Origin of the sequence: Streptomyces sp. NPDC014889 (assembly GCF_043081205.1) — a bacterium.
Classification (GTDB): Bacteria; Actinomycetota; Actinomycetes; order Streptomycetales; family Streptomycetaceae; genus Streptomyces.
In genome coordinates, this window is sequence record NZ_JBIBWH010000011.1 from 99,331 (window position 1) to 115,459 (window position 16,129).

Annotated in this window: 14 protein-coding genes; 12 read left to right on the forward strand and 2 right to left on the reverse strand. The window is 71.0% G+C overall.

The annotated features are described in order from the left end of the window. Positions 1-122 precede the first annotated feature (122 nt). From ACF09J_RS22755 to ACF09J_RS22775, 5 genes are all read left to right on the forward strand, one after another. Positions 123-1,049, forward strand: a complete 927-nt coding sequence (locus ACF09J_RS22755) for a proline dehydrogenase family protein (RefSeq protein ID WP_392307269.1) — start codon at positions 123-125, stop codon at positions 1,047-1,049. Between the two features lie 50 nt (positions 1,050-1,099). After that, complete coding sequence (gene pruA / locus ACF09J_RS22760; protein ID WP_392307270.1) at positions 1,100-2,740, forward strand: L-glutamate gamma-semialdehyde dehydrogenase; 1,641 nt, start codon at positions 1,100-1,102, stop codon at positions 2,738-2,740. Between the two features lie 392 nt (positions 2,741-3,132). Continuing rightward, on the forward strand, positions 3,133-3,264 hold the full coding sequence (locus tag ACF09J_RS22765; RefSeq protein ID WP_107469616.1) for a hypothetical protein: 132 nt from the start codon (positions 3,133-3,135) through the stop codon (positions 3,262-3,264). Between the two features lie 98 nt (positions 3,265-3,362). After that, on the forward strand, positions 3,363-4,406 hold the full coding sequence (locus ACF09J_RS22770) for a 3-isopropylmalate dehydrogenase (RefSeq protein ID WP_392307271.1): 1,044 nt from the start codon (positions 3,363-3,365) through the stop codon (positions 4,404-4,406). A gap of 252 nt (positions 4,407-4,658) precedes the next feature. Continuing rightward, on the forward strand, positions 4,659-5,747 hold the full coding sequence (locus ACF09J_RS22775) for a branched-chain amino acid aminotransferase (protein ID WP_392307272.1): 1,089 nt from the start codon (positions 4,659-4,661) through the stop codon (positions 5,745-5,747). Between the two features lie 119 nt (positions 5,748-5,866). Here ACF09J_RS22775 and ACF09J_RS22780 read toward each other — a convergent pair whose 3' ends face one another. Further along, entirely contained in the window at positions 5,867-7,303 is a 1,437-nt protein-coding gene (locus ACF09J_RS22780) for a cytosine permease (RefSeq protein WP_392307273.1), read from the reverse strand. A 143-nt stretch (positions 7,304-7,446) separates the two neighbouring features. On the opposite strand from ACF09J_RS22780, the gene ureA reads away from it, so the two are divergent. The 7 genes from ureA to ACF09J_RS22815 all read left to right on the forward strand — a co-directional run bounded on the left by ureA (position 7,447) and on the right by ACF09J_RS22815 (position 15,395). Beyond that, positions 7,447-8,130, forward strand: coding sequence for an urease subunit gamma (gene ureA, locus ACF09J_RS22785; protein WP_392307274.1), 684 nt, complete (start codon positions 7,447-7,449; stop codon positions 8,128-8,130). Then, positions 8,127-9,815 (forward strand): urease subunit alpha, encoded by a 1,689-nt coding sequence (locus tag ACF09J_RS22790; protein ID WP_392307275.1) that lies wholly within the window; start codon positions 8,127-8,129, stop codon positions 9,813-9,815. Before ureA ends, ACF09J_RS22790 begins: the two co-directional genes overlap by 4 nt. Before the next feature lie 28 nt (positions 9,816-9,843). Beyond that, positions 9,844-10,893, forward strand: coding sequence for an agmatine/peptidylarginine deiminase (locus ACF09J_RS22795; RefSeq protein WP_392307276.1), 1,050 nt, complete (start codon positions 9,844-9,846; stop codon positions 10,891-10,893). A gap of 110 nt (positions 10,894-11,003) precedes the next feature. Then, positions 11,004-11,630, forward strand: coding sequence for a TetR/AcrR family transcriptional regulator (locus ACF09J_RS22800; protein ID WP_392307277.1), 627 nt, complete (start codon positions 11,004-11,006; stop codon positions 11,628-11,630). A 64-nt stretch (positions 11,631-11,694) separates the two neighbouring features. Next, the gene (locus ACF09J_RS22805; RefSeq protein ID WP_392307278.1) at positions 11,695-12,996 is read left to right on the forward strand and encodes an MFS transporter; all 1,302 of its coding nucleotides are present in this window, start codon (positions 11,695-11,697) and stop codon (positions 12,994-12,996) included. Positions 12,997-13,281: 285 nt separating this feature from the next. After that, the gene (gene cimA, locus ACF09J_RS22810) at positions 13,282-14,886 is read left to right on the forward strand and encodes a citramalate synthase (RefSeq protein WP_392307279.1); all 1,605 of its coding nucleotides are present in this window, start codon (positions 13,282-13,284) and stop codon (positions 14,884-14,886) included. Between the two features lie 53 nt (positions 14,887-14,939). Next, positions 14,940-15,395 (forward strand): VOC family protein, encoded by a 456-nt coding sequence (locus ACF09J_RS22815; protein ID WP_392307280.1) that lies wholly within the window; start codon positions 14,940-14,942, stop codon positions 15,393-15,395. 14 nt (positions 15,396-15,409) lie between these two features. Here ACF09J_RS22815 and ACF09J_RS22820 read toward each other — a convergent pair whose 3' ends face one another. Then, positions 15,410-16,015: a GPP34 family phosphoprotein gene (locus tag ACF09J_RS22820; protein WP_392307281.1), complete on the reverse strand. Its 606-nt coding sequence runs from the start codon at positions 16,013-16,015 to the stop codon at positions 15,410-15,412. Positions 16,016-16,129 lie beyond the last annotated feature (114 nt).

The following is a 16,129-nucleotide window of genomic DNA, read 5'->3' on the forward strand; positions in this document are numbered from 1 at the left end:
GGATGCGTGACAGCTGTCGATGGCCGACGATCTGAGGAAACCTTTACTTTCACGGTGGTTCTCCGTGCCGCCCCCGAACCGTGGGGTCGCGGCCTTGTTGCTTGTTCGTGTGGAGGTGCCCCGTGCTGGGTCCCGTGATTCTCGCCGCGTCGCGCAGCGACCGGATGCGACGCCTGATCTCGGCGGCCCCGGGGACGAAGCAGGTCGTCGACCGCTTCATTCCGGGCGAGACCGTGGGCGACATCGTCCCGATCGTCGAGGACCTCACGGACCGGGGCCTGGAACTGACCATGGACGTGGTCGGCGAGGACATCACCACCCCCGAGCAGGCCGCCGCCGCACGGGACGCGTACCTGGAGCTGATCGACCGGATCAAGGACCTGGAGCTCGGCCCGAAGGTCGAGATGTCCGTGAAGCTGTCCATGTTCGGCCAGGCCCTGGAACACGGTCACGAGTTGGCGCTGAAGAACGTGCGCCCGGTCGTCGAGGCCGCCGCCGCCATCGGCACGACGGTCACCCTGGACGCCGAGGACCACACCACCCTCGACTCGATGTTCGCCATCCACGAGGAGCTGCGGAAGGACTTCCCGCAGACCGGCTGCGTCATCCAGGCCTACCTCTTCCGCACCGAGGCCGACGCCCGCCGCCTCGCCGCGAACGGCAGCCGGGTCCGCCTGGTGAAGGGCGCCTACAAGGAGCCCGCCGAGGTCGCCTACCAGAACAAGCACGAGATCGACAAGGCGTACGTCCGCGTCCTGCGCGTTCTGATGCGGGGCGACGGGTACCCGATGATCGGCTCCCACGACCCGCGCCTGATCTCGATCGGGCAGGAACTGGCCCGCACCGCCGGCCGCAAGCTCGACGAGTACGAGTTCCAGATGCTGTACGGCATCCGCAGCGACGAGCACCTGCGCCTGGCCGCCGAGGGCCACCGCATGCGCGTCTACACCGCCTTCGGCACCGACTGGTACGGCTACTTCATGCGCCGCCTCGCGGAGAAGCCGGCCAACCTGCGCTTCTTCGTCCGCTCGATGGTCAGCAAGGGCTGAGTCCCCGCACCCCGCTCGCAACACCGCTCAAGTCAAGGAGTTCGGAACTGATGGACGCTGTGACCCAGGTCCCCACCCCCGTCAACGAGCCGGTGCACGGCTACGCCCCCGGCTCGCCCGAGCGCGCCCGCCTGGAGGCCAAGCTCAAGGAGCTGGCCGAGAACCCGATCGAGCTGCCCTGCACCATCGACGGTGTCAAGCGCCTTGGTGGCGGCGAGTCCTTCGAGGTCGTCCAGCCGCACAACCACAAGGCCGTCATCGGCACGTACCGCAACGCCACCAAGGCCGACGCTCAGGACGCCATCGACGCCGCACTCGCCGCGGCCCCGGCCTGGCGCGCGATGTCCTTCGACGACCGCGCCGCGATCATCCTGCGCGCCGCCGAGCTGCTGTCCGGCCCGTGGCGCGAGACGATCGCCGCCTCCACGATGCTCGGCCAGTCCAAGACCGCACAGCAGGCCGAGATCGACAGCCCCTGCGAGCTGGTGGACTTCTGGCGCTTCAACGTCCACTACGCCCGCCAGATCCTCGCCGAGCAGCCCCCGGCCAACTCCCCGGGCGTGTGGAACCGCATGGACCACCGTCCGCTGGAGGGCTTCGTCTACGCGATCACGCCGTTCAACTTCTCGGCGATCGCGGCCAACCTGCCCACCGCGCCGGCCCTCATGGGCAACGTGGTGATCTGGAAGCCGTCCCCGACGCAGACGCACGCCGCCGTGCTGCTCATGCAGCTGCTGGAGGAGGCGGGCCTGCCCAAGGGGGTCATCAACCTCCTCACCGGTGACGGCATCGAGGTCTCCGAGGTCGCCCTGCACCACCGCGACCTGGCCGGCATCCACTTCACCGGTTCGACCAAGACCTTCCAGTACCTGTGGAAGACGGTCGGCAACAACATCGAGAAGTACCGCGCCTACCCGCGTCTGGTCGGTGAGACCGGCGGCAAGGACTTCGTGGTGGCCCACCCGTCGGCCGACCGCGCGGTGCTGAAGACCGCGCTGACCCGCGGTGCCTTCGAGTACCAGGGCCAGAAGTGCAGCGCCACCTCCCGGGCCTACATCCCGGCCTCGATCTGGAACTCCGGCTTCAAGGAGGAGTTCGTCTCCGAGGTCGACTCCCTGACGATGGGTGACGTCACCGACCTGTCGCACTTCCTCGGCGCGGTCATCGACGAGCGCTCCTTCGCGAAGAACAAGGCCGCGATCGACCGGGCGAAGCAGGACCCGTCCTGCACGATCGTCGCGGGCGGCACCTACGACGACTCGGTGGGCTACTTCGTGCGCCCGACCGTCATCGAGTGCACCGACCCGGAGAACGAGGTCTTCACGACCGAGTACTTCGGCCCGATCCTCGCGGTGCACGTGTACGACGACAGTTCGGCCGAGAAGTACGACGAGATGCTGACCCAGATGGAGTCGGTGTCGGACTACGCCCTGACCGGCTCGGTCATCGCGGGCGACCGCGCCGCCGCGGCGTACACGATGGAGAAGCTGCGCTACGCCGCCGGCAACTTCTACATCAACGACAAGTCGACCGGCGCCGTGGTCGGCCAGCAGCCCTTCGGCGGCGGCCGTGCCTCCGGCACCAACGACAAGGCGGGCGCCCCGCAGAACCTGATGCGCTGGACCCTGACCCGCGCCATCAAGGAGACCCTGGTCGCGCCGACCGACTACGGCTACCCGCACATGGGCTGACGCCCGCGCGGCACCCCCGAACTCCGCCCCCGCTCCGGAAGCACCCCTTCCGGACCGGGGGCGGTGCCATGCTCGACTGGCATGACGGGGCATTCTCTGATCCATCCGGGGCGAAAGAAAAGCGCAGGTCAGCGGGGTGTGGCCCGATCCACCGTCTCAGATAGTAGGAAGTCCGAGTAATTGTGGAGACAGATGCCCGGCCCTCACCTAACTTTGTAGGAACCGAACGCCTCGCTTGATCCAGCGCACGGCGGTCGTGAGCCGGGCCCGTGCAGGACACCCCTGCGGCAGGCTTTCCGCCCCTTCCGGGGGTGCCGCCCACGCCCATTAGGCAGTGGGGGAGTCCTCAGTCTTCTTTTCCGTACTCCGCGCTGTCGAAGGAGTCGATTCCCATGCCCGAGACGACCGTCCGCCGTCGCGTCCGCCACGTCCCCCGTACGAGCGAGTCCGACCGCAAGAACGCCGCCGCCGCCCTCCAGCGCGCCCTCGACCGCCGTGACAACGGCGGCGAGACGGGTCACTGAGCCCCCGAAGGCCGGCCCAGGACCCGGGAGTCACCCCAGGTGTGTCCGGATCGCGGACGCTCCGTGTCATCCCATGGGACGAGGAGTAGGGTGCCCGCATGTCTCGCAGCATCGATCTCGCAGTGATCCCCGGTGACGGAATCGGCCAGGAAGTCGTGGCCGAGGGACTGAAGGTCCTGTCCGCCGCCCTACCGCAGGATGTGAAGCTGGAGACCAAGGAGTACGACTTCGGCGCCCGGCGCTACCACGCCACCGGGGAGACCCTCACCGACAGCGACCTTGAGCAGCTCGGGCGGCACGACGCCATCCTGCTCGGCGCCATCGGCGACCCGTCGGTGCCCTCCGGCGTCCTGGAGCGGGGCTTCCTGCTCAAGCTCCGCTTCGCCTTCGACCACCACGTCAACCTGCGCCCGAGCAAACTCCTGCCCGGTGTCGCCACCCCGCTCGCGGGCGACCCGCGGATCGACTTCGTCGTCGTCCGCGAGGGCACCGAGGGCCCGTACACGGGCAACGGCGGCACCATCCGCAAGGGCACCGAGCACGAGGTCGCCACCGAGGTCTCCGTCAACACCGCCTTCGGGGTCGAGCGCGTGGTCCGCGACGCCTTCGCCCGCGCCCAGGCCCGTCCGCGCAAGAAGCTCACACTCGTCCACAAGAACAACGTGCTGACCTTCGCGGGCCACCTGTGGACGAACATCTTCAACAAGGTGGCCGAGGAGTACCCCGAGGTCGCCACCGAGTACATCCACGTCGACGCCGCCACCATCTACCTGGTGACCCAGCCCGAGCGGTTCGACGTCATCGTCACCGACAACCTCTTCGGCGACATCATCACCGACCTCGCCGCGGCCGTCTCCGGCGGCATCGGCGTCGCCGCGTCCGGCAACATCAACCCGAGCGGCGAGTTCCCGTCCATGTTCGAGCCGGTCCACGGCTCGGCCCCGGACATCGCGGGCCAGGGCAAGGCCGACCCCACCGCCACGGTCCTGTCCGTCGCCCTGCTGCTGCGCCACCTCGGCTACGAGTCCGAGGCGACCCGCATCGAGGACGCCGTCTCCGCCGACCTCGCGGAGCGCGGCGCGCTGCCCGCGCGCTCCACCGCCGAGATCGGCGACGCGCTCCGGGTACGAGTAGCGGGCTGACCCGGCCGCACTCGAAAACTTCGAAGCCGTCGGGTCGCATCCGCGCCCGGCGGCTTCCCCCTGTCCGCCGCCGGGTGCCACCATCAGTCCCTGGGCCGCATTCACCCCGTTTTCTTCCGCTGTCGGCTCCGCGCGATAATCGAACGCGGAGCCGCGGCATGAGGGAATGCTCGGACGTCCAAGCACAGGCCATCCGGCCGTACGGGCGTGAGCGCGGCCCGTCACAACACACTCGGTGAAGGACACTCACTCATGACGACGCCCACGATCGAGCTCAAGCCATCGTCCAACCCGCTCTCCGACGCCGAGCGGGAGGCCATCCTGGCCAACCCCGGATTCGGCCGCCACTTCACCGACCACATGGTGACGATCAGGTGGACGGAGGGCCGGGGCTGGCACGACGGCCAACTCGTTCCGTACGCGCCGATCTCCCTCGACCCCGCCACGCACGTCCTGCACTACGCGCAGGAGATCTTCGAGGGTTTGAAGGCCTACCGCCGGCCCGACGGCTCGGTGGCCACCTTCCGCCCGGAGAAGAACGCCAAGCGCTTCCAGGCGTCCTCCCGCCGTCTGGCCATGCCCGAGCTGCCCGTCGAGACGTTCATCGAGGCCTGTGACGTGCTGGTCCGCCAGGACAAGGCGTGGGTGCCGGCGCACGGCGGCGAGGAGTCCCTCTACCTGCGCCCGTTCATGATCGCCACTGAGGTCGGTCTTGGCGTCAAGCCCGCCAACGAGTACCTGTTCCTCGTGATCGCCTCCCCGGCCGGCGCGTACTTCCCGGGCGGCGTGAGGCCCGTCTCCATCTGGGCCTCCGAGGACCGCGTCCGCGCCGTGCCCGGCGGCATGGGCGACGCCAAGACCGGCGGCAACTACGCGGCCTCCCTGCTCGCCCAGGCCGAGGCCGCGGCCGAGGGCTGCGACCAGGTCTGCTACCTCGACGCCGTGGAGCACAAGTGGGTCGAGGAACTCGGCGGCATGAACCTGTACTTCGTGTACGGGGACAAGATCGTCACCCCGTCCCTGAGCGGCTCGATCCTGGAGGGCGTCACCCGTGACTCGCTGCTGACGGTCGCCCGTGACCTCGGCTACGAGTCCGAGGAGGCCCGCATCTCCCTCGACCAGTGGCAGCGCGACTCCGAGAACGGCACGCTGACGGAGGTCTTCGCCTGCGGCACGGCCGCCGTCATCACCCCGGTCGGCACCGTCAAGCGCGCGGGCGCCGAGTGGAAGCAGTCGGGCGGCGAGCCCGGCGAGGTCACGATGAGGCTGCGCCAGGCCCTGCTGGACATCCAGCGCGGTGTCACCGAGGACAAGCACGGCTGGATGCACGCGCTGGCGTAGGCGTCCGCCGTCCCCCGCCCGCCGGCATCGCGAACCGGCGGGCGGGGGACGGCAGTTGGTGACGCGCGGATCGGCCTCTTGGCCTGAACTGGAGCGTCGCCCTTTCCGAAGGAAAGACCCTAGATCCCGACCTCGGCGCGCGCCGGCTCCTTGCCGGCCTCGACGCGGGCCGACGGCTGCGGCCGCGGGCTGAGCAGCAGGTGGACCAGGCCGCCGACGGCCCCCGACAGCAGGAAGCTGCAGTCGACGCCGCCGGTCAGGGACAGCAGCGGTCCCTCGTACGACGGCAGGGACACCGCCAGCAGGCCGACACCCGCGCCCACCGCCCACGAGACGGTGGCCTGCACGTTCCAGCCGGACCGGTACCAGTAGACGCCGCCCCGGGAACGCCGGTTGAAGACCTGGAGGGCGTCGGCGTCGTACACCCCGCGGCAGCGGACGAAGCCGATGAGGGTGATGACCGCCCACGGGGCGCCGATCGCGGTGAGCAGCAGGACGAAGGAGGTCATCGCCGACTGCGCGTCCCAGGCGAAGTGGCCGGCGAAGACGCAGCCCGTGGCGACGACGGCGACCGTGTAGGTGGCCCGGGCGCGGGAGGCGCGCGGCAGGATGGCGTCCAGGTCGAGGCCCATCGAGTACAGCATCAGACCCGCGTTGCCGACCGAGCCCGCGGAGGCGGACAGCAGCAGCGGAACCAGGTACCAGGTGGGGGAGGCGTCCACCAGCGGCCCGGCGTAGTCGAGGGCGGCGCGGGCGCCGTAGGCCGTGAAGGTGCCGAACAGCTGCGGGACCAGCAGGCCGAGGATCAGGCCGAGCCAGGTGGCGCGCAGCACCCGGCGCGAGGAGTACCGGGTGGGGGAGATGTAGCGGGTGTAGTCGCCGAGGAGGGTGATGAAGGCGATCGGACCGGACAGTCCCGCGGCCACCGTCGCCAGGAACCACGTCGGCCAGAAGCCCCCCAGCAGATAGCCGCCGGCCTCCGGCAGCGCGGCGGTGGTGAAGTGCGGGGCGTAGGCGATCACGCCGAGGATCAGCAGGGCGGTCATGCCGACCGCGAGCACGCGGGACATGGCGAGCAGCACCCGGTAGCCGTACACCGCGCCCGCGACGGTCGCCGCGGCGAGCAGGGTGTAGACCACGCCGTACGCCACCGCGCTCGGCGTCAGCCCGAACAGCCGGTGCAGGACGGAGACCATCACGTCGCCGCCGATCCACACGGTCAGGGCGGTGTAGCCGAGGGCGAGCAGCAGCCCGACCACCGAGCCGACCAGCCGGCCGCGCACGCCGAACTGGGCGCCGGAGGAGGTCGACAGATTGGTGCCGGTGCGCAGGGAGACAAGCGCCAGCGGGGCCGTGAACAGGGTGCCGACCACCGTGCCCACCACGATCGAGCTGAGCGAGGCCCACCAGCCGAGCCCGAACGACGGCGGCAGCCAGCCGAAGATGATCACACCGAGACAGAGGTTGGATCCCAGCAGGATCGACACCAGATCGCGTGGACCGCTGGTCCGTTCCGCATCGGGGATGGTGTCGACTCCGCGCTGTTCTATCGGCATGGCAGGTCTCCTTCGACGGCCGCCCGGGGAGTTAGAGCGACGTTCAATGTGACGGCTGAGTGGCTCACCCGTCAACGGTTCCTTTCTGTGAATTTCACGTTTAGAGTGTTGTTCTAATTTGCCGAGCAAGGAGGTGCCGCGGCGTGAGACTGACCCCCACCGAGCGTGACCGGCTGCTGCTGTTCAGCGCCGCCGAACTGGCCCGCGCCCGCAGGGCCCGCGGCCTGAGGCTCAACGTCCCGGAGGCCACCGCCCTGATCGCCGACACGGTGTGCGAGGCCGCCCGCGACGGCGCCCGGCTCGCCGAGGCGATCGAGCGCGCCCGTACGGTGCTCGGCCCGGACGACGTCCTGCCCGGCGTCGCGGACGTGGTCACCGAGGTGCATGTCGAGGCGGTCTTCGACGACGGGTCACGGCTCGCGGTGGTCTCCGACCCGATCGCCGGGGGCGGCCTTGCCGAGATGGCTCCGGGCGCGCTGCTGCCGGGCCCGGCACACGCCGAGCCGGCGGCGGCCGTACGGCTCACGGTCACCAACACCGCGTCCGTGCCGGTCTCCGTCACCTCGCACTTCCACTTCTTCGAGGCCAACCCCCGCCTGGACTTCCCGCGCGAGCGGGCCTACGGCATGCGGCTCGCGGTGCCCGCCGGATCGTCCGTGCGGTTCGGGCCGGGGGAGAGCGTCGAGGTCGGTCTCGTGCCGATCGGCGGCGAGCGGATCGCCATCGGCTTCGCGGGCCTCGTCGACGGGCCCCTGGACGCGCCGGGAGCGAAGGAAGAGGCCCTGCGCCGGGCCGCCGCCTGCGGATATCTGGGAGCCGACCGATGAGCATCGACCCGTACGCGTACGCCGCCACCCACGGCCCCCGGGCCGGCGACCGCGTCCGCCTCGGCGACTCCGGGCTCGTGGTCCGGGTCGAGTCCGACGCCCAGCGGTACGGCGACGAGTTCCTCGCCGGCTTCGGCAAGACCGCCCGGGACGGACTGCACCTGAAGGCGGCGGCGGTCCGTGAGACCTGCGACGTGGTGATCAGCAACGTCGTCGTCATCGACGCCGTGCAGGGCATACGCAAGGTCTCCATAGGCATCCGCGAGGGCCGGATCCAGTCCATCGGGCGGGCCGGGAACCCCGACACCCTCGACGGCGTCGACGTCGTCGTCGGCACCGGCACCACGATCGTGTCCGGCGAGGGGCTGATCGCCACCGCCGGCGCCGTCGACACCCATGTGCACCTGCTGTCGCCGCGCATCATGGAGGCCTCGCTCGCCTCCGGCGTCACCACCATCATCGGCCAGGAGTTCGGGCCGGTCTGGGGCGTGGGCGTCAACTCGCCGTGGGCGCTGCGGCACGCGTTCGGCGCCTTCGACGCCTGGCCGGTCAACATCGGTTTCCTGGCCCGCGGTTCGTCCTCGTACTCCGCCCCGCTCGTGGAGGCGCTGGCCGAGGGCGGCGCCTCGGGCTTCAAGGTGCACGAGGACATGGGCGCCCACACCCGCGCCCTCGACACCGCTCTGCGGGTCGCCGAGGAGCACGACGTCCAAGTCGCCCTGCACAGCGACGGGTTGAACGAGTGCCTGTCGGTCGAGGACACCCTGCGGGTCCTGGAGGGCCGCACGATCCACGCCTTCCACATCGAGGGCTGCGGCGGCGGACACGTCCCCAACGTGCTGAAGATGGCCGGGGTCCCGAACGTCATCGGCTCCTCCACCAACCCCACCCTGCCCTTCGGCCGGGACGCGGTGGCCGAGCACTACGGCATGATCGTCTCCGTCCACGACCTCAAGACCGACCTGCCCGGCGACGCCGCCATGGCCCGCGACCGCATCCGCGCCGGGACCATGGGCGCCGAGGACGTGCTGCACGACCTGGGCGCGATCGGCATCACCTCCTCCGACGCCCAGGGCATGGGCCGGGCCGGGGAGACCGTGCGCCGCACCTTCGCCATGGCCGGGAAGATGAAGGCCGAACTGGGACCGGTCGACGGGGACGGCCCGGACGACGACAACGCGCGCGTCCTGCGCTACATCGCCAAGCTGACGATCAACCCCGCCATCGCGCACGGCCTGTCCCACGAGGTCGGCTCGATCGAGACCGGCAAGCTGGCCGACATCGTGCTGTGGCGCCCCGAGTTCTTCGGCGCCAAGCCGCAACTCGTCCTCAAGTCGGGGTTCCCCGCGTACGGCGTGGTGGGCGACCCCAACGCGGCCACGGACACCTGCGAACCCCTCGTGCTGGGACCGCAGTTCGGCGCGCACGGCGCCACCCCCGCCGAGATCTCGGTCGCGTTCGTCGCCCAGGCCGCCGTCGACCAGGGCCACGACACGATGCCCACCCGGCGGCGCCGGGTCGCCGTGCGCGGCACCCGCGGCATCGGCCCCGCCGACCTGCGCCTCAACTCCCGTACCGGATCCGTCGACGTCGACCAGCGCACCGGCCTCGTCACCCTGGACGGCGACCCGGTCCGCTCGGAGCCCGCCGACTCGGTCTCCCTCAACCGCCTGTACTTCCTGTGACCTCCGTGACCCCTGCGAGGACCCCGAGATGAACACCCCCGCCGCCGACGGCTTCCGCATGCCCGCCGAGTGGGCGCCGCACGAGCGCACCTGGATGGCGTGGCCGGGTCCCAACCCGACCTTCGACACCGCCGACGACGTCGCCGCCTCCCGCGCCGCCTGGGCGTCGGTGGCCCGTGCCGTGCGCCGCTTCGAACCGGTGACGGTGGTCTGCGGCCCCGGCCAGTCGGCCGAGGCCAGCACCCTCCTGGGCGACGGCATCGGCACCGTCGAACGCGATCTGGACGACGCCTGGATGCGCGACATCGGCCCCACCTTCCTGACCGGTGACGCCGGTGAACTCGCCGCCGTCGACTGGACGTTCAACGGCTGGGGAGCCCAGGACTGGGCCCGCTGGGAGCACGACGCGAAGATCGCCTCGTATGTCTCGGACCTCGCGGGCGCGAAGACGTACGCCTCCGCGCTCGTCAACGAGGGCGGCGGGATCCACGTCGACGGCGAGGGCACGGTCCTGCTGACCGAGACCGTGCAGCTCGGCCCCGAGCGCAACCCGCACTGGACCAAGGAGCAGGTCGAGGCGGAGATCCACGCCCACCTCGGCACCCGCAAGGCGATCTGGCTGCCCCGCGGCCTGACCGGCGACTATCCTCCCTACGGCTACGGCACCCTCGGCCACGTCGACATCGTGGCCGCCTTCGCCCGCCCCGGCGTCGTCGTCGCCCACCACCAGCCGGACCCGGCCCACCCCGACCACGAGGTCACCAAGGAGGTCATCGGCATCCTGAAGTCGGCCACCGACGCCGAGGGCCGCCCCCTGGAGGTCGTCGAAGTCCCTGCCCCCACCGCCCTGGAGGCCGACGGGCACTGGGCCGACTACTCCTACATCAACCACTACCTCTGCAACGGCGGCGTCGTCCTGTGCGCCTTCGACGACCCGCGTGACGAGCAGGCGGCCGGCATCTTCCGCCGGCTCTTCCCCGACCGCACGGTGACCCCGGTCGACGCCCGCGCCATCTTCGCCGGCGGCGGCGGCATCCACTGCATCACCCAGCAGCAGCCGAAGACGGTCGTCAGGTAGCAGGCAGTCAGGTACAACGTACGAGTGAACGTACTGGTCTGCGTGCCCTGTGCCCGCCACCTCACCGAGCCGCGGCGCGCCCCGCTGGTGACCGGACCCGGGGACACGCCATGAGCACCACCCCGGCGCCCCGCAGGCGTACCCCCGCGCCGCCGCGTGAGGACGTGCTCGCCGCCGCCATGGAGATGATCGCCGAGCGCGGTCTGGAGCAGCTCACCATGGCGGCGCTCGGCCGCGAGGTCGGGATGAGCAGCGGCCATCTGCTGTACTACTTCCGCTCCAAGGACGAACTGCTGCTCCAGACCCTGGAGTGGAGCGAGAGCCGGCTCGGGGCCGAGCGCGGCCGGCTGCTGACCCGTGCCGCCCCGGTCCGCGAACGCCTCGACGCCTACGTGGACCTGTACGTGCCGGACGGTCACCGCGACCCGCACTGGACGCTGTGGCTGGAGGTCTGGAACCGTTCGCTGAACGCCGGCGAGGACGCCCGCGACCGGCAGGACGCCATCGAGGGCGCCTGGCACCGGGACCTGGCCGCTCTGGTCGCCGAGGGCGTCTCGCGCGGCGAGTTCCAGCCGGTCGACGCGGACCGCTTCGCCGCCCGGCTGCGCGCCCTGCTCGACGGCTTCTCCATCCACGTCGCGATCGGGCTGCGCGGCACCGACCGGCCCCAAGTCATCAGCCATGTAAGAGAGTTCCTCGACGACACGCTGGGCAGGCCGGGGTCCGCGCAGGTCTGAACCGACCACTCCGTTTGGCTGATTCCGGCGCGTTCCCACCGCCCGGCCGGGGCAGTGACGGCTCATGGGACGACAGCACTGGAAGAAGATCTGGATCGGCTCGGCCGGAAATATGGTGGAGTGGTACGACTGGTTCGTCTATGCCAGCTTCGCCACCTACTTCGCCGGGGCGTTCTTCCCCGACGGGAACCCGACCGCCCAGCTCATGAACACCGCGGGCATCTTCGCGGTCGGCTTCTTCATGCGCCCGGTCGGCGGCTGGCTGCTCGGCAGGGTCGGCGACAGAAGGGGCCGCAAGTCCGCGCTGACCCTGACCGTCACCCTCATGTCGGCGTCCGCCGTCCTCATCGCCGTGGCGCCGACCTACGCCGTCGCCGGCTACGGCGGCGCCCTGGTGCTGCTCGTCGCACGCCTGCTCCAGGGACTCTCGGTGGGCGGCGAGTACGCGGCCAGCGCCACCTACCTCACCGAGGCCTCCGCCCCGCGCCACCGCGGCTTCGCCTCCAGCTTCCAGTACGTGTCCATGACCGCCGGCCAGATCCTCGGCCTGGGCCTGCAGATCCTGCTCCAGCGCACCATGTCCGACGAGGCCCTGCACAGCTACGGCTGGCGCATCCCGTTCGTGGTCGGCGCGCTCGGCGCGGCCGTCGTCTTCTATCTGCGCCGCAGCATGCTGGAGACCGACGTGTACGAGGCCGACGCCACCGGCGGCGAGGAGCGCGGCACCCTGCGCGCGCTGTGGCGGCACAGGCGAGAGGCGTTCCTGGTGATGGCCCTGACCATGGGCGGCACCGTGGCGTACTACACGTACACCACGTACCTGACGAAGTACCTGTCGAACTCCGCGGGCCTGCCCAAGCAGACCGCGACCCTCGTCTCGTTCACCGCGCTGATCGTCTTCGCCTGCCTCCAGCCGCTCGCCGGGAGCCTGTCCGACCGGATCGGCCGCCGGCCGCTGCTGATCACCTTCGCCGTCGGCTCCACGGTCCTGACCGTGCCGATCATGACCCTGCTGCGGCGCGCGGACAGCTTCTGGCCGGCGCTCGGGCTGTCCCTGCTCGCCCTGGTCGTGGTCACCGGCTACACCTCGATCAACGCGTGCGTGAAGGCGGAACTGTTCCCCACGGGCGTGCGCGCGCTCGGTGTGGCCCTGCCCTACGCCCTCGCCAACGCCCTCTTCGGCGGCACCGCGGAATACGTCGCCCTGTGGTTCAAGAACGCCGGCGCCGAGTCCGGATTCTTCTGGTACGTGGCGGGCTGCGCGGCCGTCTCGCTCGTGGTGTACATCACCATGCGGGAGACCAGGGACCTGGACCTGACACGGGTGAAGGCCGAGGAGGCGTCCAGGCTGACGCCCGCATCCTGAGACGCGAGGTCCGCGGGGGACGCGACTGTGCCAGACTGCCCCCGTGCTCTCGTCCGCCATGATTATGGGCAGCAGGCGCGCCGGTCCGCAGTGACCGCCACGTACGACCAGGTACGGGCGGCCATCGTCGTCCTCGACCCGCGCGCAGACCTCTCGCACCCGCGAGGGGTCTTTCGTTTTCCCGGCCCACCCACAGCCGGGACCGCTGCGCGAGGGACCATTGGGGGGACGGTGGAGCCGGTCATTGACGGCAAGACCGAGATTGCAAACAGGAGCCTTGAGACCATGACCGCAACCAGCCAGCTCGACGATTCGTTCCACGTCTTCGACACCACCCTGCGCGACGGCGCCCAGCGTGAGGGGATCAACCTCACGGTCGCCGACAAGCTGGCCATCGCTCGGCACCTGGACGACTTCGGCGTGGGCTTCATCGAGGGCGGCTGGCCCGGCGCGAACCCACGGGACACCGAGTTCTTCGCCCGCGCCAAGGAGGAGATCGACTTCCGGCACGCCCAGCTCGTCGCCTTCGGGGCGACCCGCAGGGCCGGCGCGAAGGCGGCGGACGATCCCCAGGTCAGGGCGCTGCTGGAGTCCGGCGCCGAGGTGATCACCCTGGTCGCCAAGTCGCACGACCGGCATGTGGAGCTGGCGCTGCGCACCACGCTTGAGGAGAACCTGGAGATGGTCCGCGACACCGTCTCCCACCTGCGCGCCGAGGGCCGCCGGGTCTTCGTCGACTGCGAGCACTTCTTCGACGGCTACCGCGCCAACCCCCAGTACGCCAAGGCCGTCGTGCGCACCGCGGCGGAGGCCGGCGCGGACGTGGTGATCCTCTGCGACACCAACGGCGGCATGCTGCCCGCCCAGGTCCAGGCGGTCGTCTCCACCGTCCTTGCGGACACCGGCGCCCGCCTCGGCATCCACGCCCAGGACGACACCGGCTGCGCGGTCGCCAACACCCTCGCGGCCGTCGACGCCGGCGCCACCCACGTGCAGTGCACGGCCAACGGCTACGGCGAGCGGGTCGGCAACGCCAACCTCTTCCCGGTGGTCGCGGCCCTGGAGCTGAAGTACGGAAAGCGGGTGCTGCCCGAGGGCCGGCTGCGCGAGATGACCCGGATCTCGCACGCCATCGCCGAGGTCGTCAACCTCACGCCCTCCACCCACCAGCCCTATGTGGGTGTTTCCGCCTTCGCCCACAAGGCGGGCCTGCACGCGTCCGCCATCAAGGTCGACCCGGACCTGTACCAGCACATCGACCCCGAGCAGGTCGGCAACACCATGCGCATGCTGGTCTCCGACATGGCGGGCCGCGCCTCCATCGAGCTCAAGGGCAAGGAGCTCGGCATCGACCTCGGCGACGACCGCGAACTGGTCGGCCGGGTGGTCGAGCGGGTCAAGGAGCGCGAGCTCAAGGGCTACACCTACGAGGCGGCCGACGCGAGCTTCGAACTGCTGCTGCGCGCCGAGGCCGAGGGCCGGCCGCTGACCTACTTCGACGTCGAGTCCTGGCGGGCGATCGTCGAGGACCGCCCCGACGGCACCCACGCCAACGAGGCCACGGTGAAACTGTGGGCCAAGAGCGAGCGCATCGTCGCCACCGCCGAGGGCAACGGCCCGGTCAACGCCCTCGACCGGGCCCTGCGCGTGGCCCTGGAGAAGATCTACCCCGAGCTGGCCTCCCTCGGCCTGGTCGACTACAAGGTCCGCATCCTGGAGGGCAAGCACGGCACGTCCTCCACCACCCGGGTGCTGATCTCCACGTCGGACGGTCAGGGCGAGTGGTCCACGGTGGGCGTGGCCGAGAACGTGATCGCGGCCTCCTGGCAGGCCCTGGAGGACGCGTACACCTACGGTCTGCTGCGCGCCGGGGTGGAACCGGCGAAGTAGCCGAACGGACGCCCGGGACCGCCGTCCGCCGCCCGCCACGGCACAGTGGGGACATGGACACGGACGACATCGGCTCCCCGGGCACCGGCTCTTTGGACACCGGCTCTCTGGCGAGGGGGCGTGTGACGACCCGGCTGCCGGCCCGGGACCTGGACCGGGCCCGGCGCTTCTACGCCGACAAGCTGGGGCTGCGGCCCGTCGAGGAACGGCCGGGCGGGCTGCTGTACCGGTGCGGGGAGACCTCCTTCGTGGTCTTCCACTCCACCGGGGCCTCGCCCGGCACGTTCACCCAGATGGCGTGGGAGGTCGACGACATCGAGGCGGCCGTGGCGGAGCTGCGGCGGCGCGGCGTCGTCTTCGAGGAGGTCGACAGACCCGGATTCCGCACGCGGGACGGGATCGCCGAGGTCGAGGGGCACTACCCGAGCAAGGGTGCGCGCGGGGAGCGCGGCGCCTGGTTCCGGGACAGCGAGGGGAACCTGCTGGGCATCGGCCAGCCCATGCGGTGACCGGTCCGGCCCCGTCAGGGAGCGCGCCAGATGTTGTCGAAGGCCGCGTTCTCGATGCGCCGCCGCTGCCGCACGGCCTCCAGCTCCGTCACCGCGTCGTTGACGGTGGCCAGCACGGTGACCAGGGCCTCGTCGTCCGGCGCGGTGAGCGGGGCGCCCGGCTCCGCCTCGATGCCCACGGCGGCCGCGAGCCCGGCGATGACGGCGTCGCGGGAGGCCCAGCGCTCGGCCGCCGCGCGCCGCGCCGGTGTGTCCGCGGTGGCCTTCCGGTTGCCGCGCGCCGGCATCCAGCGGTGCCGCCGCCCGGTGAGCTGCCCCTCCGCGTCCAGGGCGTCGATGTAGGCCACGGCCAGGCCCTCGCCGCGGCGCCACAGCCAGTCCTCGACGGACTCGTGCGGCGGCCGCTCCTTCAGCGAGGCCGCCGCCTGGTCCAGCAGGCGGTTCCCGGTGTCCCGCCGGGGGAGCGGCACGATGCGGTCGCCGTCCAGTCCGGCGGCCCCGGCGGAGAGCAGGTCGGCCAGTTCGGCACCCGCCAGCGCGAGCGACAGATCGCCCTGTTCGACAGGGCGCTCGGACGGGACGTCCATGCTGATCAACAACAGGTCCCGAGGTGTGGTCATGCCGGCGCTCCTGGTCGGGGTGGTCATGTCGGGCACGGGGACACCCCCGACGATACGTCCGCGGGGAGCCGCCGGCCCGGCGCCGCGACCGGTGTCCGGCCGGCCGGGGCTCCC

What these genes read in the sequence shown, in the direction of transcription:
- pruA (WP_392307270.1), top strand. Translation starts at nt 1,100, where the DNA reads ATGGACGCTGTGACCCAGGTCCCCACCCCCGTCAACGAGCCGGTGCAC.
- ACF09J_RS22765 (WP_107469616.1), top strand. Translation starts at nt 3,133, where the DNA reads ATGCCCGAGACGACCGTCCGCCGTCGCGTCCGCCACGTCCCCCGTACG.
- ACF09J_RS22770 (WP_392307271.1), top strand. Translation starts at nt 3,363, where the DNA reads ATGTCTCGCAGCATCGATCTCGCAGTGATCCCCGGTGACGGAATCGGC.
- ACF09J_RS22775 (WP_392307272.1), top strand. Translation starts at nt 4,659, where the DNA reads ATGACGACGCCCACGATCGAGCTCAAGCCATCGTCCAACCCGCTCTCC.
- ACF09J_RS22780 (WP_392307273.1), bottom strand. Translation starts at nt 7,303, where the DNA reads ATGCCGATAGAACAGCGCGGAGTCGACACCATCCCCGATGCGGAACGG.
- ACF09J_RS22790 (WP_392307275.1), top strand. Translation starts at nt 8,127, where the DNA reads ATGAGCATCGACCCGTACGCGTACGCCGCCACCCACGGCCCCCGGGCC.
- ACF09J_RS22795 (WP_392307276.1), top strand. Translation starts at nt 9,844, where the DNA reads ATGAACACCCCCGCCGCCGACGGCTTCCGCATGCCCGCCGAGTGGGCG.
- ACF09J_RS22800 (WP_392307277.1), top strand. Translation starts at nt 11,004, where the DNA reads ATGAGCACCACCCCGGCGCCCCGCAGGCGTACCCCCGCGCCGCCGCGT.
- ACF09J_RS22805 (WP_392307278.1), top strand. Translation starts at nt 11,695, where the DNA reads ATGGGACGACAGCACTGGAAGAAGATCTGGATCGGCTCGGCCGGAAAT.
- cimA (WP_392307279.1), top strand. Translation starts at nt 13,282, where the DNA reads ATGACCGCAACCAGCCAGCTCGACGATTCGTTCCACGTCTTCGACACC.
- ACF09J_RS22815 (WP_392307280.1), top strand. Translation starts at nt 14,940, where the DNA reads ATGGACACGGACGACATCGGCTCCCCGGGCACCGGCTCTTTGGACACC.
- ACF09J_RS22820 (WP_392307281.1), bottom strand. Translation starts at nt 16,015, where the DNA reads ATGACCACACCTCGGGACCTGTTGTTGATCAGCATGGACGTCCCGTCC.